The sequence below is a fragment of the Haladaptatus sp. W1 genome, assembly GCF_001723155.1.
GTDB lineage: Archaea > Halobacteriota > Halobacteria > Halobacteriales > Haladaptataceae > Haladaptatus > Haladaptatus paucihalophilus.
Map to the genome: position 1 here is coordinate 1 of NZ_MEIH01000068.1, position 24,879 is coordinate 24,879.

At 51.6% G+C, this 24,879-nt stretch carries 23 protein-coding genes and 5 pseudogenes; 11 read left to right on the forward strand and 17 right to left on the reverse strand.

Features of this window, described 5'->3' with window-relative positions; all coding sequences use genetic code 11:
* Positions 1-23 precede the first annotated feature (23 nt).
* Positions 24-1,691 carry an aldehyde ferredoxin oxidoreductase family protein gene (locus BG842_RS03725; protein WP_069449752.1) on the forward strand — a complete coding sequence of 556 codons (1,668 nt, stop codon included), beginning with the start codon at positions 24-26 and terminating at the stop codon, positions 1,689-1,691.
* Here BG842_RS03725 and BG842_RS03730 read toward each other — a convergent pair whose 3' ends face one another.
* Positions 1,692-1,970, reverse strand: a complete 279-nt coding sequence (locus BG842_RS03730; RefSeq protein ID WP_069449729.1) for a ubiquitin-like small modifier protein 1 — start codon at positions 1,968-1,970, stop codon at positions 1,692-1,694.
* Between the two features lie 83 nt (positions 1,971-2,053).
* On the opposite strand from BG842_RS03730, the gene BG842_RS29545 reads away from it, so the two are divergent.
* Positions 2,054-2,299: a MoaD/ThiS family protein gene (locus tag BG842_RS29545; RefSeq protein ID WP_069449730.1), complete on the forward strand. Its 246-nt coding sequence runs from the start codon at positions 2,054-2,056 to the stop codon at positions 2,297-2,299.
* A gap of 36 nt (positions 2,300-2,335) precedes the next feature.
* On the opposite strand, the gene BG842_RS27060 is transcribed toward BG842_RS29545, so the two are convergent.
* Complete coding sequence (locus BG842_RS27060) at positions 2,336-2,770, reverse strand: SWIM zinc finger family protein (RefSeq protein WP_083252417.1); 435 nt, start codon at positions 2,768-2,770, stop codon at positions 2,336-2,338.
* Between the two features lie 427 nt (positions 2,771-3,197).
* Between BG842_RS27060 and BG842_RS27065 the strand changes: the two are divergent.
* Positions 3,198-3,398: pseudogene (locus tag BG842_RS27065) on the forward strand (IS200/IS605 family transposase); the annotation flags it as partial.
* Between the two features lie 34 nt (positions 3,399-3,432).
* On the opposite strand, the gene BG842_RS03740 reads toward BG842_RS27065, so the two are convergent.
* Positions 3,433-3,789 carry a HalOD1 output domain-containing protein gene (locus BG842_RS03740; RefSeq protein WP_069449731.1) on the reverse strand — a complete coding sequence of 119 codons (357 nt, stop codon included), beginning with the start codon at positions 3,787-3,789 and terminating at the stop codon, positions 3,433-3,435.
* Between the two features lie 288 nt (positions 3,790-4,077).
* The gene (locus BG842_RS03745; protein WP_083252418.1) at positions 4,078-5,631 is read right to left on the reverse strand and encodes a helix-turn-helix domain-containing protein; all 1,554 of its coding nucleotides are present in this window, start codon (positions 5,629-5,631) and stop codon (positions 4,078-4,080) included.
* A 1,010-nt stretch (positions 5,632-6,641) separates the two neighbouring features.
* Here BG842_RS03745 and BG842_RS03750 point away from each other — a divergent pair.
* Positions 6,642-6,929: a hypothetical protein gene (locus BG842_RS03750; RefSeq protein ID WP_069449733.1), complete on the forward strand. Its 288-nt coding sequence runs from the start codon at positions 6,642-6,644 to the stop codon at positions 6,927-6,929.
* A 390-nt stretch (positions 6,930-7,319) separates the two neighbouring features.
* On the opposite strand, the pseudogene tnpA reads toward BG842_RS03750, so the two are convergent.
* Positions 7,320-7,717 (reverse strand): annotated as a pseudogene (tnpA, locus tag BG842_RS03755) (IS200/IS605 family transposase).
* Positions 7,718-7,760: 43 nt separating this feature from the next.
* On the opposite strand from tnpA, the pseudogene BG842_RS03760 reads away from it, so the two are divergent.
* Positions 7,761-9,076 (forward strand): annotated as a pseudogene (locus BG842_RS03760) (RNA-guided endonuclease TnpB family protein).
* On the opposite strand, the gene BG842_RS03765 reads toward BG842_RS03760, so the two are convergent.
* The 4 genes and pseudogenes from BG842_RS03765 to BG842_RS03780 all read right to left on the reverse strand — a co-directional run bounded on the left by BG842_RS03765 (position 9,066) and on the right by BG842_RS03780 (position 11,080).
* Complete coding sequence (locus tag BG842_RS03765; protein ID WP_083252419.1) at positions 9,066-9,518, reverse strand: PIN domain-containing protein; 453 nt, start codon at positions 9,516-9,518, stop codon at positions 9,066-9,068. The pseudogene BG842_RS03760 and the gene BG842_RS03765 overlap by 11 nt on opposite strands.
* Complete coding sequence (locus BG842_RS03770) at positions 9,500-9,751, reverse strand: AbrB/MazE/SpoVT family DNA-binding domain-containing protein (RefSeq protein WP_069449734.1); 252 nt, start codon at positions 9,749-9,751, stop codon at positions 9,500-9,502. Before BG842_RS03770 ends, BG842_RS03765 begins: the two co-directional genes overlap by 19 nt.
* Positions 9,752-9,972: 221 nt before the next feature.
* Positions 9,973-10,140: pseudogene (locus BG842_RS32930) on the reverse strand (transcription initiation factor IIB family protein); the annotation flags it as partial.
* 544 nt (positions 10,141-10,684) lie between these two features.
* Positions 10,685-11,080, reverse strand: coding sequence for a HalOD1 output domain-containing protein (locus BG842_RS03780; RefSeq protein WP_254662872.1), 396 nt, complete (start codon positions 11,078-11,080; stop codon positions 10,685-10,687).
* Positions 11,081-11,596: 516 nt separating this feature from the next.
* On the opposite strand from BG842_RS03780, the gene BG842_RS03785 reads away from it, so the two are divergent.
* Positions 11,597-12,067: an HTH domain-containing protein gene (locus tag BG842_RS03785; protein WP_069449736.1), complete on the forward strand. Its 471-nt coding sequence runs from the start codon at positions 11,597-11,599 to the stop codon at positions 12,065-12,067.
* 96 nt (positions 12,068-12,163) lie between these two features.
* Here BG842_RS03785 and BG842_RS03790 read toward each other — a convergent pair whose 3' ends face one another.
* The 3 genes from BG842_RS03790 to BG842_RS32935 form a co-directional block, all read right to left on the reverse strand.
* On the reverse strand, positions 12,164-12,973 hold the full coding sequence (locus tag BG842_RS03790; RefSeq protein ID WP_069449737.1) for an alpha/beta fold hydrolase: 810 nt from the start codon (positions 12,971-12,973) through the stop codon (positions 12,164-12,166).
* Between the two features lie 154 nt (positions 12,974-13,127).
* Entirely contained in the window at positions 13,128-13,742 is a 615-nt protein-coding gene (locus BG842_RS03795; RefSeq protein ID WP_069449738.1) for a MaoC family dehydratase, read from the reverse strand.
* A 206-nt stretch (positions 13,743-13,948) separates the two neighbouring features.
* A complete protein-coding gene (locus tag BG842_RS32935; RefSeq protein ID WP_139136008.1) occupies positions 13,949-14,116 on the reverse strand; it encodes a rubrerythrin-like domain-containing protein in 168 nt (55 codons plus the stop codon).
* 324 nt (positions 14,117-14,440) lie between these two features.
* Here BG842_RS32935 and BG842_RS03800 point away from each other — a divergent pair, with 324 nt between their 5' ends.
* Genes BG842_RS03800 through phaC form a run of 4 tightly spaced genes read left to right on the forward strand, consistent with a single transcriptional unit; the run spans position 14,441 to position 17,069 of the window.
* Positions 14,441-14,761, forward strand: a complete 321-nt coding sequence (locus BG842_RS03800) for an AbrB/MazE/SpoVT family DNA-binding domain-containing protein (RefSeq protein WP_069449755.1) — start codon at positions 14,441-14,443, stop codon at positions 14,759-14,761.
* A complete protein-coding gene (locus BG842_RS03805; protein ID WP_069449739.1) occupies positions 14,754-15,221 on the forward strand; it encodes a hypothetical protein in 468 nt (155 codons plus the stop codon). The genes BG842_RS03800 and BG842_RS03805 overlap by 8 nt, the downstream gene beginning before the upstream one ends.
* A 43-nt stretch (positions 15,222-15,264) precedes the next feature.
* The gene (locus BG842_RS03810; protein WP_069449740.1) at positions 15,265-15,801 is read left to right on the forward strand and encodes a poly(R)-hydroxyalkanoic acid synthase subunit PhaE; all 537 of its coding nucleotides are present in this window, start codon (positions 15,265-15,267) and stop codon (positions 15,799-15,801) included.
* A complete protein-coding gene (gene phaC / locus BG842_RS03815) occupies positions 15,798-17,069 on the forward strand; it encodes a class III poly(R)-hydroxyalkanoic acid synthase subunit PhaC (RefSeq protein WP_069449741.1) in 1,272 nt (423 codons plus the stop codon). The genes BG842_RS03810 and phaC overlap by 4 nt, the downstream gene beginning before the upstream one ends.
* 43 nt (positions 17,070-17,112) lie before the next feature.
* Here the strand turns inward: phaC and BG842_RS03820 are convergent, their stop codons facing one another.
* From BG842_RS03820 to BG842_RS27075, 3 genes and pseudogenes are all read right to left on the reverse strand, one after another.
* Complete coding sequence (locus tag BG842_RS03820) at positions 17,113-17,535, reverse strand: universal stress protein (RefSeq protein ID WP_069449742.1); 423 nt, start codon at positions 17,533-17,535, stop codon at positions 17,113-17,115.
* Positions 17,536-17,685: 150 nt separating this feature from the next.
* On the reverse strand, positions 17,686-18,453 hold the full coding sequence (locus tag BG842_RS03825; protein ID WP_069449743.1) for a beta-ketoacyl-ACP reductase: 768 nt from the start codon (positions 18,451-18,453) through the stop codon (positions 17,686-17,688).
* Positions 18,454-19,231: 778 nt separating this feature from the next.
* Positions 19,232-19,570: pseudogene (locus BG842_RS27075) on the reverse strand (TFIIB-type zinc ribbon-containing protein); the annotation flags it as partial.
* Positions 19,571-20,077: 507 nt separating this feature from the next.
* Between BG842_RS27075 and BG842_RS03830 the strand changes: the two are divergent.
* Positions 20,078-20,533 (forward strand): AMP-binding protein, encoded by a 456-nt coding sequence (locus BG842_RS03830; protein ID WP_254662873.1) that lies wholly within the window; start codon positions 20,078-20,080, stop codon positions 20,531-20,533.
* Positions 20,534-21,913: 1,380 nt separating this feature from the next.
* Here the strand turns inward: BG842_RS03830 and psmA are convergent.
* Together psmA and BG842_RS03840 are read right to left on the reverse strand one after the other, a co-directional pair.
* On the reverse strand, positions 21,914-22,648 hold the full coding sequence (gene psmA, locus BG842_RS03835) for an archaeal proteasome endopeptidase complex subunit alpha (RefSeq protein ID WP_069449745.1): 735 nt from the start codon (positions 22,646-22,648) through the stop codon (positions 21,914-21,916).
* A gap of 625 nt (positions 22,649-23,273) precedes the next feature.
* Positions 23,274-24,131 carry a DNA-binding protein gene (locus BG842_RS03840; RefSeq protein ID WP_069449746.1) on the reverse strand — a complete coding sequence of 286 codons (858 nt, stop codon included), beginning with the start codon at positions 24,129-24,131 and terminating at the stop codon, positions 23,274-23,276.
* Positions 24,132-24,879: the final 748 nt, after the last annotated feature.

Below are 24,879 nucleotides of genomic sequence, written 5' to 3' on the forward strand. Positions count from 1 at the left end.
TAGTGGGTCGTTATATCTTGCTAATGCTTCACGCGAAAGGATCCCTCCTCACCATCGACGTGAGCGATCGATCCACATCGACGACCGACATTGGGGACGCTCTCTCACAGTTCATTGGCGGTCGAGGGATTGCAACAAAACTCGCACACGATCGAATCCCGTTTAACGCTGATCCGCTTGGTCCAAAGAATCGCGCATATATCTCGGCCGGTCCGCTCCAGCAGTCCCAGATGAGTTTCACTGGCCGGATGAACATGACTGGGCTGTCACCACTGACCAATGGACTGTTGTCAACCAATGCAGGTGGCTACCTCTCGCGGAACTTTGTCGGAACAGGCTACAGTGTCGTCGAGATCATCGGCGCGAGTGACGAGCTGGTGGCGATTCATATCTCCGACGAGGGCGTTGAATTCGAAGAGGTTCCTGATCTTGCGCAAGCAACCGTGCCTGAAGTCACCGACGCGATGAACGAGCGCCACGAACTCGAGAGCGAGAATCTCGTCACTATTGGTCCTGCCGGTGAGAATCTCGTCCGGTTCGCCTGTCCGATAACCTATGACAGCCGCGCGTTCGGCCGCGGTGGTCTCGGTGCCGTCCTCGGTTCTAAAAACGTCAAAACAATATCCTTCAATGGCGATTCAGAACCGCCTCTTGGGATCGACGAGGACATCCAATCGGAGCTTCATCGGGAGGCGGCGACCACCGATGATATGATGAAGCGACAGGGTACCACCGCGGGGACGGAGTTTATCAACGATACCTTCTCACTGCCGACGCGGTACTTCTCCGAGCAGTCTTTCGAACACGTTGAAGACATCGGCGGGAATGCCGTCGAGGAGAAAAAATACAAGAAGGAGGCGTGTTCGGTCTGCGCGTTCGCCTGTAAGCTTCCGACCAAGGACGAAGATCGCGATCTCACGACCGAGGGCCCCGAGTTTGAGACGGTGTTTTCATTCGGGTCGAATTGCGGAATCGGCGACGTTGTCGATGTCATGCAGTCCAACGAATTGTGTGATCACTACGGGATGGATACTATCTCCTGTGGCAACAGTGTCGCCGCGTACCTCGAGGCTCACGATGACTTTGGTAACGCCGAACGTGTGCATGAACTGGTCGAAAATATTGCCTACCGGAGGGATGAGGGTGATCTGCTCGCGGAAGGTGTCAATCGATTCCACGATGAACTTGAGGTAGACAACTTCACGGTGAAGGGCATGGAGTTCGCCGCTCACGACGGCCGTGCTATCCACGGCCAAGGTCTCTCATATGCCGTTGCGAACCGCGGTGCCGACCATATGTACTCAACGATGCTCGGTCTCGAGTATAATGGTGAGATCAACCCTGAAGGGACTGCCGGCAAAGCGGAAACCCTCATCGAACAAGAGAACCATCATGCAATCCGTGATAGCGGAATTTTCTGTGCGTTCTCGGGCGACTACTTCACCGAGAAGCAAAAGGAGACTATCTTCGAGGCCGATTATGATGAGTTGCTCACGGTGGGCTCGCGGGTGATTGAACTCGAGCGACATTTCAACAATCAACGCGGCATGGACGCAGAGGAGGACCGCCTTCCCTATGATTTGCCAGATCTGCAGGAATCGATCCAGGAGTACTATGAACTGCGGGGCTGGAATGATGATGGAACCGTCCCCGAGAGCAACGTCGATGGCTTTGCGACCGCCGACGACTAATCAACCTCCTTGAATTGATGGGGTGACACGGATATCGTCGTCCGCTTCTAGTTCCGTGTCAGGCCCATCCTGGTAAATCACATGCTTGCCGTTCCGAGTGATCGTCATCGATTCACGTAGCTCCTCGTTCTCGAACAGCAATTCTTCGAGTCCAGGGTGGTCGTCGGCGATCGTCGTAAGGAGACTATCAACTGTCACCCCCGGATCAGCTTCGCGTTCAATGGTCTTCTCGCCGACTACCTCCCGAAGCGGCCCAAAGAAGTGACACCGTACATACATCGATTGGCAGTTGGCGCTGTGAGCACTTGTATACTATTAATAAACTTCCGAACAAACAGAGAGTATTCATTCATAGTATAAGTATGCAGATCCAAATCCGAGCATACGGAACGCCGCGATTAGCGCTCGAAAAGAAACGACTCATCGTAACCGTTGACGATGGAGCAACCATTGGAGATGTGCTATCGAATCTGGCCGACAATCACGGCATCGACGCGAACGAACTCGTCGTCATGAAGGATGGAATCCATGTCCGACAACTCGATCGTGAGGCGAGACAGCTCATGGATGGTGACCAACTCGTTCTGGCTGATACGATCGACGAATGACGATCTCCGCACCCTGTCGAAGCCCTTCTTGCTATTCTATCTATCCGGAAGATCGCGATCGGCTCGCACACAAGGCCAACACGGAACACCACCAAGCCCATCACAGTCACAGTCGGCTGGCTGATCCGTGTCGCTATCGTTTTCATGAGTTTCTGGTTTGTTCTCGATCTGAGTCCCACCATCCGCAACAATGGCGTGCTCTGCCGCAGCCTGCAGGAGTGGCGTTCGAATCGCAACGCCAACCCGATGTTTGCACGCACCATCGTAGCAGTCATCGGCAGGACACTCACAGGCGATGGGGATTCCATCACGAACGGTAACGAGATATTCATGCTCAGTTGGATTTGCGTGACTCGTATTCCGAACGCACACACCCCTTGTTGTGAGTGAAAATTCGAGGGCTTCGTACTGGGCGCGCTTTGCAACTCGGGTGGTGAACGTCAGGTGGGACAGGACATTGTTACTAGACATACTCGCTCCACGAGGCACAGCTGATGTGCCCCGCACCCCTCAGGGGCACAAAAAAACAGGATCGCTGATCGTCCAAGACGTACAATCAGTAATCTACAGGCTGAGCAGACCGAGTGCCTCGGGGTCGTTCTGAAAATCAAGATCACCGAAATCTACAGATTTGGCTGATACGAGACGGTCGTGGAAGCCATACTACGGGTTCCCTGTTCGGACTAGAAACCAGGTAGTAGATGCGAACGTACTCAACTAGCATAGAACACTCTCGGAGCGATATAGGTGTCAGAGGCAAAGGGAATGTGATATACACACCCCTTCAACCATTTCTACAGAGGGATTGGTATAATGTGAATGTGGTGCTTGCTTATTCACGGTGTATGACTACCACTCATCCATGTATTGGTGTCACACGATGGGAAAATGACGTCAGCACATTTTTAGTCGCCCGCCGAAACACCCCCTGGCTTCTCGCGAACTGGTTCAAAGGTATCCCTTCGTGGAAGTACAACTACCGTCATGTCGATCACGACAGCGAGAAAATCGACTGGGAACGCGGCGACTACGCTGGCACAGCGGGTCACATTTCGAATATGATAGCCAAGACTACATTCAACGTTGCCAGACCTCATGAGTCTTGGCTGCCCACCAGATGACATATGGTGACGTTACGAGGAAGACGAATCGTGACCGACCTTACCCACATTGAGCCTTTCATTGGGTTCCCCACTCTGTGACTCGATCAGCACTACACCGCTACTGGTCACAGTAACATACTGGCCCTGGTATTGAAACCTGACCTGCCCGGAAGATCGCTCCGTTCCGCTATGTGTGGGAGCAAAGAGGGCGTCGAGCGCTTCGAGGTCGATCGAATGAGACAGACTGTCGAGTTCGGTCGCATCAACGTCCTCCCAATCGGCAAGTGCCTCGATGAGGATCGTACTGAGTTGTGTCTCCGTTCTTCGATCAGACTGGCTGTGATCTCCATCCAGAGCTGTCTCTCGTATCGCGGTGTACTGCGTCATAGTACACTGCATCCATTGCATCGATGGTAAAAAGAGAAGATGGCAAAACTCTCCAAACGTTTTTTATGAGGATAGAATACCGCTGCAAACAGCGTGTATGAATCCGACATTACTTAATCTCTCTTCCGACGGGGTTCACCGGATACACCACGCAAATCCATCTTCTTTGAGAAGGTCGTTTCCACCGTGACTAGCGGTCCACAGCGACGTGTCCAGTACGGATGCTTGGCAGTGAAACCCTTGACAGCAACGAAACGCAGACTAGCATCGTCAGCAGTCCAGGCCAGCTCAGTCGTCTGCACTGATAGGCGACTGTCTCGAGAACACTGCCCGTGTCTTCGACGTTAACCGGTTATACACAGCTCTACCGTCCCGCTTACGTTCGACGAGATCGTCCTCCGCCAACCGCTTCAGGTGATACGTGACGGTACTGGGATCGCGGTCAAGTTCGTCAGCTAGCTCACCCACCGTAACAGGCTCCCGTCGTGAGACACTGTCAAGTACGGCGGCCGTCGACTTCTGAGCAAGCGCCGCTCTGAGTTCGTCCTTGTCATCGGAAGCAGGGTAGAATCGACGTTTGCCCCGAATTTTCGCGTTCGTCACTATCTTCTCGTCTTCCAGTATTCGGAGGTGGTGGCGGATGGTCGACAATGAAACATCCATTCGGTCGTCCAACTGTGAGAGATATGTTCCAGGCGCGCGCTCGATGTGATCATGCAGCTCCGCGCGTACTTCTTGTTCGAGTGGATCAGAGTCATCATACTTACTGTATCTGAGTGGCATAAACGGCCACCAGACCCGGTCTCCGAGCTTTGGTTTAGAGAAGACACCCACTGTATTGGCGTGGGTGGCCAGCGTTCCGATCTCCGGGCGATGGAGGACGACGCCGGCAGTGACAGTCACGCCGATGAGTTCGGCGGTTTTCGTAGGGTGGGCCGGAATCGTCGGACTAGATTCGCTCGGGTGTGTCTCTGGATCGTTCGCCTCTACTGTCCTCGTTGATCTGTCCGCGTTCGCCTCACCGCCGGATGCAGTGTCGCTCAACTGCGGCGTCGTGTTGGGAGCAGTGTTCATCTCAACTGTTTCGCTTTGTACCACGGACAATGACGGGGTTGCAACCGGTTTGAACGGACGACCCATGGGGGTCGTCTTTTTGACGGTGCCAATTCCGTTCTCATCTGTTTTCGTCACATGTGGCGACGCATTCAGATTCTCTTTGATGACGCCGGCGGTCGCATCGCTTGCGATATCGAGTCCCGACTGTCTATTCGCGTTTGCGGTATCGGCAGTCGGTCCCACGTTTTTGATGACTGTGTTGCTGATTTCCCCGACGTTGCCGCGTGCCGCGTTGGTCGGGAGGGAATTGGTTTTCGTTTTCTCGGATGAGTTACCAGTCGATGTCGGTCTGTCGTTAGCGGCATCGGAGGTGGCTTCGATCTCGTCTACATTCTTGCTCGGATCCACTGTGTCGGTTGTGCTGGATACATCAGTTTCACGGGAAGTGTCGCCGACGCTCGTCGTGTCGAGCGTGCCGTTCGTCTTGGGGGTCGTCGCCTCGGGGTCGATCGTGGACGGTGACCAGCCAGACTCGTTCGCATCATCGACAGTGCTGGACACGTCCGACACTGCGTCGGTCGTCGTGGTCACTGTTGTGTTGACTTTCGATTGACTTACCGTCGACTTTGGAGTTGTCGCTATCTTGGTTGTAGCCGTGGCGCCCGACGTGTTCGTGGTCACGTTTGCGTTTCCGCCGTGTGAGCCTTCTGCGGGGAGCGCGACTATGAGCCCTGAAAGACAAAGGAGTATAGCGATCAGAAGAACTGAAAGCCTATAGTTTTTCATCTGTTCTCAATCCTGATGTTCTAGGTTACCTTCCGGGACAATAATTATACTTTTCTCATATAAAAGAAATATTTAGTTAAGATACAAATATGACTTCTATCAGTTTCTAGTTAAATATTCGTCACTTTCTCGGCTGGGGTACCCAACCGGAACTGCCAGTCTCTGGCGGGTGGCTGCGTGGCTACCCGCTATGCAAGCACTGTGAGTGTTGGAATATCGCGTGCCGCGCTCGGGCCTTTGGGGAAGTGTTGAATCGCTCGACGCCCTACGGAGCAACCCTTGCCCGTGAACGAGGAGGATATCACATCACATAGAGCGTGCCATCAGTGGTCCGCTGATCACGAAAGCCGTCGAACCGGGAGATGGTCGAAATTCTCGATGACCGTGACCCTCTCTGTCGTAGGCACGTCGTCGACTACCTCGAGTGTTTCGTGGATGTTCGCACGCCGCCGGCCAAATGCTGTCTCGGTCTCGTCATCCTCAATCGCATAATCGCTGCACCGTAATTTAGCAGACGATGGGTAGTTGCCCTAATCTAGATTGCATTTTTGACTCTTTTGTCAAGTAATTTATCCATCCTGAGTTCTCGCTACTACACGAGTGTTAGGTAGCTTGGCTTCGACGAGTAAACTGGTCGATCTCATATCGTAGGACACCGAGCTACCGTGTACTCTTGGGAACGAGAGGTGGCGAACTGATAACTCTCCACATTTCTCTCTTCCACTCCTTCGTTGGCCAGCTCTGCGTCCGTTCCCATCGCCGGAAATGGGTTCCCGGAGACACCGGTCAATTCCATTCCAACAGCGGGACGCAGAACCAGACCCAAAGCTTCGACTATCTGGGTGCAAGAGTGGCAAGGCAGTCCTCTCACGCCCCGTCTTTAGTGAGCCGAATATCTGCTGTGCAGTGATTTTCCCTGTCTGCTGAACAGTACCTGGTGAGATTCGTTGTTTAATACTATCAGTGGCAAGAAGACCTAAACCTGTCCACGACGTAAGTTACCAATCATCATGATCGATCGAGTCGAGAACGAAGTCGAGATGGTAACGCGACATCTCCGAATCATGCAGGTGGTCATCGAAGACGAGCCGATTGGCATCGTAAAAGTCACACAGGAAACTGAGTATCCTCGTTATAAAGTGCGCTACTCATTCCGAATGCTTAAAGAAGATAATTTAATTGAGCCAACTAAACAGGGAGCCATCACTACCGACCAGACCCCAAATTTCGTTGACAATTTCGAAGACAGAGTTGATGATATCAAAGATACTTTAGACGGCATGGAGATCAAGATGTGAAATAATATTCTGGACTGTTACACTGCGTGTTAATCACGATGCAACATAAGATGAGAGTGGCTAGGATTGTGTTCTGGATCTCAATTTCATACGTGAGTCAAGAGAAAGGGTGATTTGAGACACTTTCGTTGCGTTCACATATGCCGCTCGATCCGATCGATAGTGCACGGTGCCCCTAGTGCGATCGTATGATAACGACCGATGACGTCGTCGGGTTTCTACAGACGAGTGCGAGGAAGCGAGGATCTTCGGGGTTGTTGTGTGTCCTCATTGTGAACGGGTGATGGGTGGCGTTGCGACGGCTTCGTACGATAGCATCCTGTTCTAAACTGGTTTCAAGGGCGAGTTCCCCGCGTCACCGGACGCGGGGGGTGAAGCCCGACACTCCGCTTAATGCTCAGTCTGTTCGATGTACCGCTGAACCACTTCCTCCGAAACCGCGCCCGTTGTCCCGACGTAGTAACCCACTTTCCAAAATCCTCCACCCAGAAATACGACTCGCGGATTTCAGGACGCTGTTCGAGGATGTGCTTTCCAGAGTACGGTTTGAATTGCCGAGCAACATCAGCCGGACTGTGTTTTGGGTCAGTCTGGACAAACAAGTGTACGTGGTCATCCGCGATCTCCAACGCAAGTATCTCGTGTCCGAAGTGGTCGGCTGTCTCCGTGAACAACTCTGTCACCTCGTCTTTGACAAGTCCCAGTACGGGGTGTCGGTACTTCGGGCACCACACGAAGTGATACTTACACGAACTAATCGAATGTGCATGACTCCTGTACTCCTCCATCCTAATCCCTACTTTTATTATCATTTGATTCGATAGTCAAGGTATGGGTATCAAAGAAGTCACGAAGACCGCACGCACCCGGCTCTGCATAGAGTCTGGTGAGCGGTCGTGGCTCAAAGATGCCCGTTACACTGCACGAGACATCGCCAACGACACACTCCGACTCAAACAAAACGGCTACAACAAGACCGAGATTCAACGCGAGGTTGACCGCGATGACTTCCTTCGGAACAACAAGTGCGCGGTCGTCGCCAAGGCTCTGCAAGCGTGGGATTCCTACCAAGAACTCCTCAACTGGTGGTACGACCAAGACGACACTCACGTCGGGAAACCGTCGCCACCTGCCACGGACAAGAAAGGAGCCTACCCGCTCGTCATGGCGCACACCGAAGGCTACCGACTCACCTACAACGACGAGACTGACCGGGTTCAGTTCCGTGTGAGTCCGAAGCCGTACAAGAAGGTGAAAGGACACCTTCGAGGCCGACCGGAGGACCTCGCGTTGATTGAGTCGGCCTTGACTGAAGATGAGTGGTCGTTGGGGCAGGCCGAACTTCTGTACCGAGATGGCGTGTACTACCTACACGTCACGGTTAAAACAGAGGTTGAGGTGCCTGAACCCGAAGACGCTGACACACTCGTCGGCGTCGATATTAACGAGCGCAACATCGCTCTCACCGCTCTTAATCGTGAGACGAGGGACACGCTCGGAACACTCGTGCTTGACTACGGTACGGTGAAAGCCGAACGCCAACGCTACCACACCATCACCAAACGCTGTCAAGAACACGGTCAACACTCCATCCATCACCAACTCGGGGAGAAAGAAGAACGCTACACTGAGTGGGTTCTTCACCGGCTGTCTCGGGTTGTGGTGGAGTTCGCCCAACAGTTCTCGAACCCGGCCATCGTGTTCGAGGACTTGAGTGGGATTCGAGACGCCATCAAGTACGGCACGTATATGAACCGTCGTCTGCACAAACTCCCGTTCCACAAGTTCGAGCAACAGGTTCGATACAAAGCGACGTGGAATCAAATTCCGTGTGAGACGGTTGAGTCGCCGTACAACTCGAAGTCGTGTTCGTGCTGTGGACACCGTGGCTACCGGCAGGGACGACGTTCCGGTGTACGAACGGGTCGTGTGCGGTTCAGCAAGACCATGCTGACCGGAACGCGAGTGTGAACGTGGCGTGGCGAGCGTGGGCGAAACACGCAGGGATCGACGTTGAAACGGTTAATTACCGGACTCGCAAAACCCAACCGAGGGTTCGGAAGGTGAGCCTGTCTGGGTCGGGGCGTTCAGTAAACCGCCCATCCTCATCCCGTGAAATCGCTTCGCGTGGAGTGCTTACGACGTAGGCTGAGGGAACAACAAAAGCCACGGGCCACCGCGCCCGTGGTCGTTTACATCTTCGAAGTCGCTATCTCCCGTCTGAAGGGTTTCACAATCGGTGAGAACAGCTGTTGCGAGGTGAATGGCGTCTGCATACGACAGCTCGCGCTCCCGGCGCTGGTAGTATTTCGTGCGAAGCCGTGATGCGTATAATGCGATTTCACTCGTGACAGGAACAACGTGGATTTGCTCGAAGTCCTCGATCGCACTTGTGACAAGGTCTGCCGTTTCACTGCCAACCTCGCGATTGAGGATATAATCGACCTCTGTCAAAGCAATCGATGAGACGATGCCACCAGTGTCCCGTGCATCGTGAATCGTCTCTTCGGCAATATCCGACTGCATCCCATCAAGACCGTATTCGAGCCAGACCCACGAGTCGAGATAAATCACGCGTGTCTGCTCCACTCGTGACGTTCACGCTCTAATAATTCTGCTGCGTCGAGTTCAAGCGGCGCAGCACGCTTCCGAGCAGTTTTGAGACGATCCATTGGGTCATTTGGAACGCCGATCATTCGAACTCCCCCGTCCTCATCGAACCGAAAGAGGACCTTCTGTCCTTCTGTGAGCTGAAGCCGCTCTCGAACTTTCTTTGGGATGGTGATTTGCCCCTTGCTGGTGATCGTTGCTTCGTACGACATCGCCGATTCTCCTTACAATATCTTCGATTGTAATGCGTATACCTGTTTCGCATACCTCTGTATTATGGTCTACTCGAATCGGTAAATCGCGATCCCGTCGTGGTCGCATTCCGGACACTCGCTCGTTTCGACCTCGACCGTGGCTCCACACTGCCGGCACTCGGCGATGACAGTGCTGTGTGACCGGCCAGTGAGCTGCACCAAGAGGTCTTTCATACAGACTCCGGCCTGTGATTGGGTCGTTGTTCGTCGATGACGAACCCACAGTCCTCGCAGACCGTTTCAACCATGTTGGTGGTGACCAAGCCGTCGCATTCGGAACACTGGTTGATTAGTTCGCTCGGTACGTCTTCGTCGAAGCCAGTCGCATAGCTGTCGCTGAGTCTCATCGAAATCACTCTTTATCGAGGCGCTCGTTTTGGAACGCCCCGCACCCCTCTGGGGGTGAAAAAATAGCACAGTGTTGTCAACTGTGCGCCGTAGAAGAACTGCGTATCTGTACTGCCAGTTCTCAATAGTCGAGAAGAATACCTTTCTCTGACGGGACGGGGTGAACCTCGGTCGGTCTGGTAGACCGACCGATGTACTCTAGCACTCGCGAGCACATTCTCACCTGGTGGTGAACTCCCCTACGAGCAAGCCTACGCCGTGCTAGCTGAGAAAGAAGATCTTGAGCGGCCTGCTACCGAAGATATCATTGAACGATTGTACAATAAGAGCCATCTCTACGAAGTCAAGGGAAAACTCCGACTTACTGATTATGGCACTGAATAGCGAAGGTGTCCTCGTCAGTTGCTCGTTGCGAAACTCTTCGAACTCCTCGAGCGGAACGATCGTCTTTTCACGTGGACTGAGCGCGATTCCTTTGAACATGCCGTCCGGGCAATTGCCGAACAAACACGAGACTAAATTCCCCCACTCTATTTAGCCTGATCAACTAGCTGGGTATGGATTTTCACCAGTATCGTGTCGTGTTCCAAGCGGTTCGTAGATGAGGACGGTGTAGTCACTTCGGACGGTGACGAGATAGTCTTTAACTGTGAATCGCACCTCAACGTCACTCTTTTTCGACGCACTTGCTTCGATGATGTCTTCGAGGGCATCTGGGTTGACGTATTCGTACAGCGAGAGCGTAGTCTGGCAATTTGCTGGCTTGATCACGTCAATGAGTACGTCGACGACACTCGTAATGAGTTCCGAACTTGAGGATTCGAGGTCAATCGTCTCGGAGGCGACCAATGCGTACTGTGGTAGTGGATTCGGGCCGGAGTGCTCTGTGGTAGAACCGAACCAGCCGGTCGTTTTCGTTCTCATTGTGTCGCTGTTCATACTTTCTGCTAGCTCTCCAGAAACTTGAGTAACGGCCGCTTACCCCAGAATTCATTGAATTGAACGAAAGCGGCAGTATGAATCGAGTGTGATGAACGCTGTCTGGTTATTTAATCGAATTATGTAATGAACACAACCTATGTCTGACGAGCTTATTTGATTCTTCGTGCCGTTGGTGGAGATACGCTCTCACAGAGGCCAGCACGATGCCATTGTCTGGCGCCATCACCCGACAGTGTTGTCGTGCCTGGTTGTGAGAGTTCCCTCTTTCCCTACCCATTCTTTTCGACGGGCTGAACACGGTTTGTTGTTCAGTCAACGATTTCGAATGTGTCGCCCCACCGTGACTGAATATCTGTGATGACTTCACCAATTACGTCGAAGAAGTCATCAGGATACTGCCGATCTTCTGCATCATCAGTGGTTGCTGCTGGAAACGGATGGTAGTGATCGCGAGCGTTATGTGAATTTTCGTGTCGGTCCCAGCGACACTCTTACAATGGGAGTGAGTCACCGATGAGTTCCAATATTACACAAGATAAGCATGTAAAACTGTTCGTCCGAGTAAATCCCTCACTTGGGGCAGAGCAACAGAAACAGGAAGTTATCGATCGACTCAGGACCCTCGAACAAAAAGGAAAGATAGGGAATGTAGACGTGCATGTCTGGAGGAGAGAGATTCGAATAGATGGCCCGCTCAAGGAGACTGAGTATCATAAATCAGTCATGAACCATGTGGATGAATTCGAGCGATGGCTCGCTGAAAACAACACGTCCATGGACGATTTCTTTTCCCACCGAGACATCGATTCGAGCATTTCGAACGAGCGCTATTCAGTCATATCTCTCCCGTTTATATGTCTTGCAGTTTATCAGGATGACGAGCTACGGGATTTCTACCCTCATCGTGATAGTGCGACACCCCATACGGTTCATGACGGTCTCGACCGTCTCGAAATAGAGGATTCTCGAAAGGGAACGCAATAGTTATTCTTGCTGTGATTGCCCTCCGACGGGCTCTCCTATTTTTATTTGTCTGTATTTCACTTGCAAACTGAGTAGAGAGGCAGCTATATCGGTTGCTCACAATCTAGAAAGAAATTCGTTGACCTTCGAATTGAATGCTCTAGAATTGTCCATATTCACTAAATGGCCTGCGTCGGGGATCTCGATATGAGAACTGTTTCGTATATTCTTCGTGATTTGGACGTTTTGCTTGCGGACTGCATGATGCTCGTGATCGCTAGTAATCACTAGTGTTGGATTAGCTATCTGGATATCGTCTCGCAAATCACAATTGTACATTGCATCAAATATCTTTACAAATTCGTCAGTGCGTATTCGATCAACGTCTCGTAGCACGTAATTTCGAGTATCTCGTTCGAGTGATATCCATTGGTGTCCCTGTGAAAGTTGGAAGAATGGGAAGGAAAGTCTAAAGTACAATTGTGGTCCCAGCCCATAGAGCATAAGGTGCCGCTGTATCTTTGGAAACAGCAATTCTTTTTGGGCGTGTGTTAGAGAGAGCGGTGGGAACGACTGAACTGTATTCGCGAGAATAATCCCCGAAACATCGTTCGCGTATCGGCTTGCATATTTTTGTGCAATCATGCCGCCAAGCGAGAGTCCACAAAGAACAGGCATTTCGACAGAAAGATTGGCGAGCAGGCGTCGTAGATCCTCGGCAAAAAGATCGATCGAATAGGTTGATTTGGGTGAGCCACCAGTTTGACCATGACCACGAATATCGTACGTAATAACTCGATAGTCGCCTTCAAATCGTTCAATCTGGTTTCTCCACATCTTTTCGCTCAACCACCCACCATGGATAAATACGAGTGGAGGGCCAGTGCCGCGTTCCGTATAGTTAGTCGTCAAGTTCTCTGTTTTCATTAGTGGGATTCTCCGATTTTTACCGACCCCAATTATCTCTCTCATTGACATTAATACCAACAGTATGAGATACCAGTGGTGGTACCCCATTTAATGACGCTCTCAACCACCTGAAGCGGTAGGTCTGCGCTAATGGCCTGTATCACTTTGATTCCTATTCTGCGTCTGGAAGGTCATCAATGAGAACTGTCGATTTTCCTTTGATAATCTCCTGGTCGTCTTCGTTGTATACGAACGTCGATAGTGAATATCGGTTGTCGTCGAGAGTATCGATCACCTCGACGACTGCTGTTAGTGTTTCACCGGGTTCGACTGGCCTGAGGAATTCAAGGTCTTGAGAGAGATAAATCGTTAGACCCGGTAGCCGTGCCAATGCCGCGCTGATCAATCCCGAAACAAGCGTTCCATGGACAATTCGTCCACCAAACCGGGTCTGCATTGCAAATTCATCGTCCAAGTGGAGCGGATTCGTATCCCCACTTGCTCTTGCGAATGCACCGACATCTGTGTCGGTGAGAGTCTTCGTAAACTCGACGGTGTCTCCAAGAGTGATGTTGTCCGGTTCTTCAACAGAGCGCTCAAAAGACCAATTGGCTTGTTTGCTTTGGTTAGGTTCATCATCACCACTGTTTTTTCCGGTAGAGAAGCCAAAGGCAGCGAGTGAAGCCCGATTTACCTCGACGAAACTATTTAACACGTGCCCGGAAGCTTCCAGCCATGATTTAGTGATACTTCGAGTGGGATCGAGCGCGGGTTCGTTTTTGCTCATGATAAGTTAGTATCCGAACTAAAGTGTACGTGGTGGAGCATATTAATAATAATTTCGGCGTTTACAACTCTACTGTTCGATCGAATAGAGAGGTCGGAATGTGAAAGGCCATCTCTACGAGGTTGAGGGGGAAGCTCCGGCTTACTGATACTAGTCAATAATATCACGTCTGACAGCAGGAAATATTCGGAATTCGAGAGTGAGAGCTACTCTCGATGCACAAGTTCGATTCGTTCGAGTTTTCCTCCACACTCGGGACAGACGATATGGGATGTCGCCGCAGAGGCTGTTTCACCACATACAACGCATTCATAGAGTGGTTTTTCTGGTTTCTTCGAGCGGTACCGCTTGATGAACGTGTCGACAATGGACATTCTCCTTCTCCACAATCAGGACTTCGAGAAGCCATCTATAATAATTATTGGCCATGTTACTACCTGACAGAGCACCTTGCTTCTAATCAGCACAAGATGGATCACAGACGCAAGACTACTCTCGTTACTCGCCAGTCTTCATTGCGATGAATCTTGTTCTGATGTCGTCGATCTGTCCATCAGAGTTCTCAATGAATGATCTCATCTCATCAGTTATGAACTCCAGTGGAAAGTACCACTCGAAACCATTCAATGGTGATTCTCACCACTGAGTGTCTTTCAGGGGTAGATTTTTACAATAGAGTCTCGTACTACCGGTCGAAGATGACGAATCAGGACGACCAGACCATGTGGCCACCCGCGCTGTTTGCAAACCAATTGCAACAGGCGAGTGAGGATGTAGCAGAGCAGCAGGTGGATATGTGGAAGCGGATGGTATCCGGAAACGCTAGTGCGAAAGATGATGAGCTCTCGAAGATCAAATCTCTCGGGAGTGAAACCGCGATCTTCAAAACTCGCGTCCAGAGTGGCGGGCGAATTAGTATCCCGGATGCCGAGAGAGAAGCGCTCGATATCGCTGAAGGAGACATCGTCCAGACAATCGTCATCCCCATCAAAAATCAGTCAGAGGAAACCCATGAATAACAACCCATTTGCCCCGATGTTCGAACTGCAGCGTCAGTCGATAGAACAAAATCAGAAGATGATCGAACAATCTATCGAAGTCCAGAATGAAATGAGCAAATCCTTCGTCAAGGCGGTTGAGAGTCAAAAATCGGCTCAAGAGAAAGGTGTTGATGCCTGGAAATCGGCTACCGAGACATCCCTCAACGTAGCCGATGCGACGACACCAACGGACTCGACGGCATTTACCGATCTTCAAGAAACGATCAATGATCAGTTCGATGCGTTGAGCGACATTCACACCGATGTCTGGGAGTCGGCTGAGCGCAATATCGAGGCCGGTACGGAAGTCTCGGACGACATGAACGAAATATTACTTTCCTTCATTAATGATTCCGTTGAGATAGCTATGAAGACAAGCGAACAGTTCGAAGAACAGTCCGAGACTGTCGTCGATGCGACTGACGTTGAGATCGAATAGCCCGTAACAACATTTTTGCCACCTCGACTCATAACAATCATCCATGACAAACCCCTCTGAGAATTGGAACGAGTATATGGGAGAAATGAACGAAGCGTTCCTCGAATCCCTTGAGCGGAACGTCGAAGCACAAACCGCCTTTGTCGATTCTTGGATGAACGCATTCGAGAGCCAAGAATTAGACGAAATAACAGAAGACGGAATGAAAGGGTACGTTGGTGCGTATGAAGCGTGGATGAATGCCGCTCAAAAACAATTCGAGCGAATCAATGACGCACTCGAGGGCGAAGAGGTCCCCATCGATGAGTTCCGTGATATCTGGTTGAAGGCGGCCAACGATGCATTCAAGGAAGTAACAACTACTTCGGCATTTTCCTCGATGACGGGCGAATCCGTCGAGAACTCGATGGCATACAAGCAGACTGTCGACGAAGCCACTGAACAGACACTCAGTACCTTTGGCCTTCCGACGGAAAGCGATATTCAAGAAGTCGCGGAGCGCTTACTCGAAGTTGAACGCCGCCAACACGAAATCGAACAGAAATTGGATCAAGTCCTCGAAGAGATCGAGAGTGAATGAACCCCTTTACACTTATCGCCGACATGCAGCGTCAGCAGTGGGAACAAGCAGCCGATATCATGGAACGGGGCACTGTTCTCCCAGAGCAGACCGAACGAATGATGGATGTCGAAGTCGGTCAGACTCCGTGCGAGAGGGTGTACTCCGAGAACAAGCTCACTCTTAATCACTACGAATCAACGACGGACGAGCAACACGACGTTCCGATTCTCATCGTTTATGCGTTGATCAATAGACCGTACATTCTAGACCTACAACCGGATCGTAGCGTGGTCAAAACGCTGCTCGACGAAGGATTTGATGTGTATCTGATTGATTGGGGCGAGCCATCGAAACTTGATGCACACCTCACACTCCACGACTATGTGGATCGATACATCGACAATTGCGTCGATGTGGTCCGCGAACGCTCCGGTGAGGATGCGATAAATATTCTTGGCTACTGTATGGGTGGGACGATGAGCGCCATGTATGCGTCTTTGTATTCAGAAAAAGTTAGAAACCTTGGACTGATGGCTGCCGGACTGTGCTTCGATGGAGACGGTGGTGTTCTCGAACAATGGGGGGACGAAGAGTATTATTCTCCAGAGGCAATTACGGAGACAGTTGGGAACGTCCCTTCGGAATTTCTCGATGTCGGATTTGCGCTCATGGATCCCGTCGATAACTTCGTCACTAAGTACGTCCGTTTGTTCGATAACATCGAAAACGACGAGATGGTCGAGAATTTCGCCCGAATGGAAAAGTGGATCGGTGATGGGATCGATGTCGCTGGTGAAACATACCGTCAATTCATAGAAGACATATATCAAGATAATAAATTAGCGGAGAATGAACTTTATTTGGGTAGTGAGCATATCGATTTGAACAACATCGATATGCCTGTTCTTCAGATCGTCGGGGAGTACGATCATCTAATCCCTCCAGAAGCCAGCAAGCCGTTCAATGGTGTGATCGCGAGTGACGATACCTCAATCATTGAATTCCCAACAGGACATATCGGCTTATCCGTTTCCTCTAGCTCTCATACAAAACTGTGGCCCGAAGTCAGTGAATGGTACACGGAGCGGTCAGTAAATCAGGCAGATCTCAAGGACATTCCCGGGATTGGTTCGGCGTATGCTGAACGATTGCGGGACGCCGGTATCGAAAGCCCGGCGACGCTCGCAAACGCCGATGTAAATCGCCTTGCAGAAGAAACTGACATTTCTGAAGCAACCGTGCGCAAGTGGGTCAATGAGGCGACTCAAGTAGAGGCGTCCAGGTAATCCTGCCTCGGAAAGTCGATTGAAACTCTATCGGATTTCAGACTCAAACGGTGAAAACAGGAATCTCCGAGGATCTCATTACTCGTTCTGTGGTGCTTCCAACGTGGGTCGATCCGTGTGCTGAGATACCGTGTTTTCCCATCACGATCAAGTCGATATCATTTCCATTCGCATACTTTATGATTTCCTCGTACGGAACTCCTCTGAGACATTCGGCTGTCGTATCCAAATCCCTTTTACCGGCTTTCGAAACGACTCGTTCGAGTAACTCTTCCCCGTTCGTTTGGATTTGTTCAAGAAACAGTTCCTCACTGCTCATGGCTGGTGTCTCTCCATAGATTCCTTCATCGACGACAAAAAGTGTGTGAAGCTTCGAATCATATTTTTCGGACAGATCGATAGCGTGTTCCACTCCCCGGTTTGCCCCTTTGCTTCCATCAGTCGGCACGAGTATGCTTTCGTACATCGCTATCCTCTCTATCACCTCGATTGCACTTCAATTGGTGGGTACTTTTGAAGACGTAGGCTCTATTGTCCCGCCTGCTTTCACCTAAAACGGAAAAAGACACGGTCATCTCGAGGTTTCTCCGTGAAACTGTGTTAATTTTCTGTCTGTTCACCACTCCATGCCGCCGTTGATACCGAGGATTTGGCCGGTCATGTATGATGACTCTTCGCTCGCCAGGAACCGAACAACGCCGGAGACGTCTTCAACTTCTGCAAATCGATTGAGCGGAATTCGATTACGGATCTTGTCCTGTATTTCCTCGTCGACATCTGCGAGCATGTCCGTCTTCGTGAATCCTGGAGCCACACAGTTAACCGTCGATCCCGAGTTTGCTAATTCGAGAGCAAGTGTTCGAGTAAAGCCAAAGATTCCACTTTTCGTGGTTGCGTAGTTTGCTTGGCCATAATTGCCCTGTTGCCCAACGACGCTAGAGATGTTGATGAGGCGTCCTTGTGGCGATTCTTTGATATCCTCGTAGAAGGCTTTCGTACAATTAAAAACGCCGCCGAGGTTGACGTTGACGACGTGATTCCAGTCCTCAGGCGTCATATTCTTGAATGTTCGATCCACGGTGACTCCTGCATTGTTTACTAGCACATCAGCAGAACCAAACGTGTCACGGACGCGTTCTGCCATCTCATCGACTTCTTCTCTGTTGGTCACATCTGCCTGTATAGGGATTGCACTACCTCCTTCGGCTTTGATCTCCTCTGTAACTTCAAGCGCCTCGCTTTCAGAAGATCGGTAGTTCACAACGACATTTGCGCCGTGGTAACCGAGATCTCTTGCGATTTCCGCTCCGATTCCTCGTGAAGCACCAGTGATGACGCACGTATTTCCGCTCAGGTATTCCGTTTCTTTTAGGTATTCTGTCATTTATAGTCATTTTGCTGATATTGTAGTTTGTAAAATTCAGCGATGCTCCCTCTTCATTTGCTATCTTTGGAATATCGTCGGTTGGTTTGACAACGACTTAGTATATAAAAATTGTCCACAAATTCGTTATCTTTAACTTTTTACATGTGTATCATCACGGCGTTAGGAAAAGACGATGACCAGTCCTGAAAATCGGTACTGGAAGCCCTCGAAGCGTACAACGATATTCACATTTCTTTAGACGTTCGTGAGGGTATGGTTTCCTCGACCAATCGTGGCCGTTCCTGGTGTCTACATACGGAAGTGGTGAACTCGTTCATCCCTCCACCGAGTGTAACACGGTTCTCCAGCAGACGGTGAAGAGCAGCCTTCTACCGCAAAAACACCACAAAAACAAGTTTACTTTCCAGTAGTCGAATCGTTTTTCTCACCTCCGTCCGCCGGAGGTGCTCAACCGTCAGCCATGATGGTGGTTTCTTCGGCTGTATTCGTGGCGGATGAGACCCGATTGGGGTGATGAACCAGTTCACCCACCTGCTGTGTGCAGCTTAGCAGGTGAACGAGTCCACCCCCTTCCCGGTTTCCCAGGAAAGTTGCTCATCGCACCGAATCGGGTAAGGACTCGCCGAGGGAGTCGAATCCTTGTGCTGACCGTCACGGGTTGAACGGGATTGTCAGTTGTCGTCCCACATGTCGAGATCGATGTAGAGTCGCTTGCGTCGGGCATTCCCGTTGTTCTGTTCCGAGGGTGGCTCGTAGGACTTCCACGTCACACCGTGTTTCTCACTTTAGCGGAGAGCGAGTGACCGGATGCGTCCGTGTTTTTCCAATCGATAGTTGTGGTGAGACCTTTATCGTGCATCGTTTGGGTGATTGGCGCGCCGACTCGAGACTTGTTCTGATGTTCTCGATGTGTGTATGCCCGCCACTCCGGCCCACGGTCGATCGACTCCTCTTCGATAATCAAACCACAATTCTCACAGACAATTTCACTGCCATCTGCGCTCGTACGAAGTGTGTTTGATTCACACTCGGGACAGTCTTGTACGCCCTCTCGTTCATCTGTACTCCGCTCCGTCGTCGTATCGCGCTTATTCCGATGGTTGGGACGTAACATGTCTTTATTTATAAACTGTTCCTACGCGGTTAAGATCTCTGTATGATTACTAGCTGTCCTTTCGTGGGGAAGTACGGCTCTCAGAGCATGATACGTATGCTCTCGCCGCCTAGGTCGCGCGAATCGGCTGTTGTGGAGGAATTAGAGGAGTATACCCCAGTTTGGTATCCATCGCTTTGGTGACGATCCCATTTGGCTATCGTGAGTAGAGTATCGGACGTTTTGTTCTGATTTCCTGCTGTCGCTGTTTCTCCGCGTAGTATTCCCAGAGAAGGAGATACGTAACAGACTCTCGAAGTTCGATGTTGGTTGGACCCGGTATTTCGTGCTGGGGCTCACCATAGAACTGTTGTTCGTTTAGTGGAGTCGACTGAACCTCATGTTGTGGTTTCCCATACCTCCAGGAATCGATTGTATCGGTCATTTGTGTTCCTCTCTATTGGGACAACCACTGTTGGTTCCAGTTTTACACAGCAGTACTCATCCGTATAGGGAAGGTGGGAGAAATTGCCCTCAAACGACCCGGTCATGTTTAAAGAGTACTGGAACAATCCGACGAAGACGGATAACACGTTCGTCGAAGAGTGGATGCTCACAGGTGACCTGGCAGAAAAAGATAACGATGGCTACTTCTGGTATAAATCGCGCACAGACGACGTCATCATCACATCTGGCTACCGTGTTGGTCCGGCAGAAGTTGAAGATACGTTAGTTGAACACCCAGCTGTCGAGAATGCTGCAGTTGTAGGTGTCGAAGACGATGGACGTGGGCAGATTATCAAAGCGTATGTGAAATTGCTGAGCAGTCAAACACCATCCGATGACTTGCGAGAGGATATCGCGGCATTCGTCAAAGAGCGGTTGGCAAAGTACGAGTACCCGCGGGCTATTGAGTTCGTTGAAGAATTCCCAACGACAGTGACGGGGAAAATCCAGCGCAGTAAACTCCAAGAAGATACCTAATGGAGTAACTCTGCAGTGCTTGAAGCTGACGAGACGGCACAGAACCGCGCACAGACAGACCAATTCACATCCGGGTTCGCCACCATGTCGCACCTCTCGCATACGTACCACCCGTGTTCAACCTTACTATTGAAAGTACCAACACTGTTCGGCTCTTTCGATATTACTCCTGAGTCCCTACCCAGACGAGAGAACTCATGGCAAACCATATCGAAGCCGCTGTAGCCCCTTACCACCGCCGGGTTCTCCTTGCGCAGGTACGAGATCACGGCTCAGTCTCCCTCTCCGAGCTTACAGAGGCTCTGGTGAGAGAGATAGCTAGTACTGATCACTGCCAATTAGAGACTGTCAACAAAAAACGGGTTCGGGCTCGGTTATACCACATTGATATTCCACTCTTTGCTGATCTCGGATTACTCTCATATGATAAGAAATCACAACGGGTTTCGCCGACCACAGCTCTTCACAGCCTTAATCCCACTCTCCTATCGATCGGGTAATACTGCGGTGATACTTTCGGACTCATCGACGTCGCGACCGAGCACTTCCTGGATCTGCCGGTCGAAGCGATCGACTGAAAGGTCTCACACCCAGCCCAATGACAGGCAGGGGTCACGAAGTACGACCCTCTGTTCGGTACGATACAATCCTTGTCAATTGTCGACCAAATTCCATGAAACCGAATGAACTCGAGAGGTGGTCGTCAATCTGGAAATAGTGCCACCGTCCCGAGCGCCGAGCTTTTAATGCCGATCATCCCCGTTCGAAGTGCTACTCGGCAGTTCAGGTACGCACCTTTCATAGTTAGTTATACTGGCAGCGATCTATTCGTAGTTTCTGCCTGAAAAAGATCTCTTGCTAGTAATTTACTACTGAACTCTGGGTGCGCTAGTAAGTTGCTCCACACCTGGTAGTACCACGAGTTCGGTGAAGCTGACCACGGTGTGACGTTCACCCGATTCCCTCGATACCTCGTAGCACTGCGAGCGCTTCACCGCGCCAAAGTGGTGGCTGGTGTGCGAGGGCTGCGGCGGTCGGAGTGCCCGGTATCGACGCTCGAAGACCGTTCGTAACCCCGAGCAATACAGTTGTGGTGAGTACGGTGGATCACTCCATGTCGAGGAGGGCGACGGCCAGTAACCAATTCTCATTTAAGTAGTTCTCGCGATAAGGAGAAGATACGAGGAAGATTTTCACGGGGTGCTGCTTTCTGTTTGAGCCCTTGCTTTCGCTCCTGGTTCACGTTTAGAGCCTGTGGTGGTTAGTATTTCATACGAACCACAAACGATCCTCAAAAGCGTCGCCTACATGCTGTCCAAAAAACTCATGGAAGAACCCGTGAGAGAAAATTGTATTTCCAGATTGATCTACTACCTATGTTCACTCATCAGCCGGTGAAAGGCCACGAAGGTGTTCTGCAACTGTTTCCTCTTCGACGCTCTTGTACCGGGTTGAATCCGTGTCGATGGTTGCAACACTGACGTCCGTTGCTGAGAGCTCATCGTCTTTCACGCTATCAAGCGCCCGAAGAACTGCCTGAATGCCATCGTCAAGCGATAGATTGTCCTTATACTGTTCTTCGAGAGTGGCTTGCAGGCCCTCACTCTTCGCACCAATTGCAGTTGCCCTCCATTCGAACGTTGTCCCAGCCGGCGTAACTTCGAAGAGTCGCGGTTCGTCTTCGTCAATTCCACCGATAAGAAGCCCGACACCAAATGGCCGTGTGCCACCTTTCTGCGTATATTCTTGGATATCATCACAGACTGCGGTGGTGAGCGTATCGACACTAATTGGTTGATCATACCGCCATTGCTCAACTTGTGCATGCTGCCGTGCTTTGTCGACCAGTTGGCGAGCGTCAGCAGCATGGCCTGCAGATGCAACCCCGATGTGCGTGTCGGCCTTATGGAGCTTTTCGACGGACGATGATTCCATCAGCGGTGATCGGGTGATGATTTCTGCTGCGAGCACCACACCATCAGTCGTCCGAATGCCGACACAGGCACTGCCCCGTTTGACCGCTTCGCGGGCGTATTCAACTTGATAGAGTCGACCATCCGGGGAGAAAATTGACGTGCCTCGATCATATGCCTGCTGTTGATTTTGTCCTTGCATAGTGTTGTATAGAGCGCTCGGCTCTCGTTGCTACCCATTAGTGTGGGTTTTGTAAAGGAGTTTTGTTGACTTGGCGAGAAACATGATAAAAAATGACTCTGTTTTTCGTCTCCTCTACTGTCCTTTGCGCCGCTGTTGTGAGATACTGTTATCCGACCGGAGGACAGTCGGCCAAGCAGAAACAGTGCCCACTCTGACGTGAACCACCCCGTCGTGCAAGTGAATTCCAACAGCACAGTCAACCAGCACCAGCCTGACAGCCCACTATTACCACACCATAGTTCCGGAGTAAATCAGCCGTACACTACCGGGAGACGCTCTCTCCTTCCACAATCATTTGGGATTTCATCGACAGTCCCACTATCTCACTCCCACTGACAGTCTCACTGCTGATTCACGGAAGACAGTCCATTGGCCGCAACCACTCCAGTTCAACCTTGTCACAGCACACTGGACAGTCGCTCGGCATTCACCGGATTTGACTATCTCCTGCTAGTGCAGAACGCAACGAACTATTACGTCGGTCGTGGCTGCGCGCACAGCGACGCGAGCACGGAGCGGAGGGTGGGGTGGCGGGGTCTGGGTTGGTTCGGCACACAATAAAAAAGAAGCCTACACTCCCCGGCTACTCCCACCAGCGACCGCGCTCGGGACTGTGAATACCGCTCCAGCCAGTCACTGCCACCGAGACGCGCCCGTCGTACCAGTTCTTTGCGACTGACCGCAATTGTACAGTCTCTCCTTCGTGAACCATTGTCTTCTGCGACGCACGCCACACAGTGAATTTGAGACGACCACTGTCGTCTTCGATCAGTCCAACCTGTTGAATCTTCGGACTCCTAGGTGTCCAAAGCTGGGTAACTTGTCCTTCGATGCTCACTTCCTTCCGATTCACGTCCTGCACATCCGCGATCGGAATCACCTGCCCAGGGGCCGTCCGCAATTCCTCGTACACCCCGACGACTGCACTCATCACGCCTGTCCCATTCACGACGCGTTCAGCCAATCGCCGGCTGATCGCTGCCCGCGACCACCCCTCGAGTTTTGTCGCCAATCGCATCGCTTGTTTGTTCACCGCCGCCAGCTGCTCTTGTGCCAACTCTTCACGAGGGTCTCTTCTCTCTGGGTCACACCACGGATCCACACTTGCCGCTCGCTCTTGGAACGCACAGCGCCGCTCTCGGCTCACTGCTTCCGCCACTCGCCGACACTGTGCTTCCCGCTTCGAATCTTGGGATCGATCCCACCGCTCTCGCGTTCGTGTGATTTCTGTCTCTCGTGCCACCAACCGCTCTTCTGCCGCCAACGTCAGTCCACGTCCAACCCCATCGGGATGATTCGTATCTACCTTCCCTTGGATCGTCTGTTCGACCGACGGCCGCAGCTCGGGTGCTTCTTCAACCCGCTCGAATCGCTCTTCGTCACATTCAATTGCCTGTTCGTCAACCGAAACTCCTTTCTCGATAGTGTATTTACTGCTCATTGGGAATCTTGTCCCGAAGGCGCGTCCACAACCGCGTCTTTTCCGACACTCACTCCTACACAAGTCACGTCTCTACACTGCACAACGCATCCATTCTCCCGCGCGCTCGCTTGCGCCTTCGCGAGCATCCTGTGGGCGCGAAGCGAGCGCGCCATAGAAAGGACAGTACCAGCACCGCGCGGCGACCCGCCCGACGCGAGCGGCCAGCACACAAGCCGGTTTCGTGTCCGTCGACCAGCGGGAGACGCAACCGAAAGTGCGCTTGGTGCTGGCGTCGAAACCAGATGCCCGGAACGGCCGGAGGCCGCATGCCCGGACTGGTCGGTCGCGAGCGACGCGGAGATCCCGCGAACGCAGTGAGTGGGACGTCGGTGAGCTGTGCTCACCGGAAGGCGGCACGCGGCGAGCGGGGCGAACCGGAGAGAATCACCAGTCAAACAGTGAGGTTGCCAGTTCGATTACCCGAACCGGGTGGGATTGAAAGGGGCCGTGCGCTCGCCATGCAAGCCGACATAAGCACCACAACGCAGTGAGAAGCAGCGAGGCACAGCTGTCGATCATGCGGGGGCTTTCGAGGGTCCCAGAAATACAGTCGGATTGATTACCAACTGCTGATATGCCAAGGTGGCGTACCGATTGTTTATGTATCGTGGTGGTTTTGCACTCGCTCACCAATCCAGTCGAGGACACCAAAAAGAACACCCAGGTGGTGATCGGCATCCAGCGGTGAGGGTTCAACGATGTCTTC

What these genes read in the sequence shown, in the direction of transcription:
- BG842_RS03820 (WP_069449742.1), bottom strand. Translation starts at nt 17,535, where the DNA reads ATGTACGAAAGCATACTCGTGCCGACTGATGGAAGCAAAGGGGCAAAC.
- BG842_RS03745 (WP_083252418.1), bottom strand. Translation starts at nt 5,631, where the DNA reads ATGAAAAACTATAGGCTTTCAGTTCTTCTGATCGCTATACTCCTTTGT.
- phaC (WP_069449741.1), top strand. Translation starts at nt 15,798, where the DNA reads ATGAACCCCTTTACACTTATCGCCGACATGCAGCGTCAGCAGTGGGAA.
- BG842_RS03725 (WP_069449752.1), top strand. Translation starts at nt 24, where the DNA reads ATGCTTCACGCGAAAGGATCCCTCCTCACCATCGACGTGAGCGATCGA.
- BG842_RS03780 (WP_254662872.1), bottom strand. Translation starts at nt 11,080, where the DNA reads ATGAACAGCGACACAATGAGAACGAAAACGACCGGCTGGTTCGGTTCT.
- BG842_RS03825 (WP_069449743.1), bottom strand. Translation starts at nt 18,453, where the DNA reads ATGACAGAATACCTAAAAGAAACGGAATACCTGAGCGGAAATACGTGC.
- BG842_RS27060 (WP_083252417.1), bottom strand. Translation starts at nt 2,770, where the DNA reads ATGTCTAGTAACAATGTCCTGTCCCACCTGACGTTCACCACCCGAGTT.
- BG842_RS03770 (WP_069449734.1), bottom strand. Translation starts at nt 9,751, where the DNA reads ATGTCGTACGAAGCAACGATCACCAGCAAGGGGCAAATCACCATCCCA.
- BG842_RS32935 (WP_139136008.1), bottom strand. Translation starts at nt 14,116, where the DNA reads ATGTCCATTGTCGACACGTTCATCAAGCGGTACCGCTCGAAGAAACCA.
- BG842_RS03795 (WP_069449738.1), bottom strand. Translation starts at nt 13,742, where the DNA reads ATGAGCAAAAACGAACCCGCGCTCGATCCCACTCGAAGTATCACTAAA.
- BG842_RS03740 (WP_069449731.1), bottom strand. Translation starts at nt 3,789, where the DNA reads ATGACGCAGTACACCGCGATACGAGAGACAGCTCTGGATGGAGATCAC.
- BG842_RS03785 (WP_069449736.1), top strand. Translation starts at nt 11,597, where the DNA reads ATGAGTTCCAATATTACACAAGATAAGCATGTAAAACTGTTCGTCCGA.
- BG842_RS29545 (WP_069449730.1), top strand. Translation starts at nt 2,054, where the DNA reads ATGCAGATCCAAATCCGAGCATACGGAACGCCGCGATTAGCGCTCGAA.
- BG842_RS03790 (WP_069449737.1), bottom strand. Translation starts at nt 12,973, where the DNA reads ATGAAAACAGAGAACTTGACGACTAACTATACGGAACGCGGCACTGGC.
- BG842_RS03730 (WP_069449729.1), bottom strand. Translation starts at nt 1,970, where the DNA reads ATGTATGTACGGTGTCACTTCTTTGGGCCGCTTCGGGAGGTAGTCGGC.
- BG842_RS03805 (WP_069449739.1), top strand. Translation starts at nt 14,754, where the DNA reads ATGAATAACAACCCATTTGCCCCGATGTTCGAACTGCAGCGTCAGTCG.
- BG842_RS03750 (WP_069449733.1), top strand. Translation starts at nt 6,642, where the DNA reads ATGATCGATCGAGTCGAGAACGAAGTCGAGATGGTAACGCGACATCTC.
- BG842_RS03800 (WP_069449755.1), top strand. Translation starts at nt 14,441, where the DNA reads ATGACGAATCAGGACGACCAGACCATGTGGCCACCCGCGCTGTTTGCA.
- BG842_RS03840 (WP_069449746.1), bottom strand. Translation starts at nt 24,131, where the DNA reads ATGAGCAGTAAATACACTATCGAGAAAGGAGTTTCGGTTGACGAACAG.
- BG842_RS03810 (WP_069449740.1), top strand. Translation starts at nt 15,265, where the DNA reads ATGACAAACCCCTCTGAGAATTGGAACGAGTATATGGGAGAAATGAAC.
- psmA (WP_069449745.1), bottom strand. Translation starts at nt 22,648, where the DNA reads ATGCAAGGACAAAATCAACAGCAGGCATATGATCGAGGCACGTCAATT.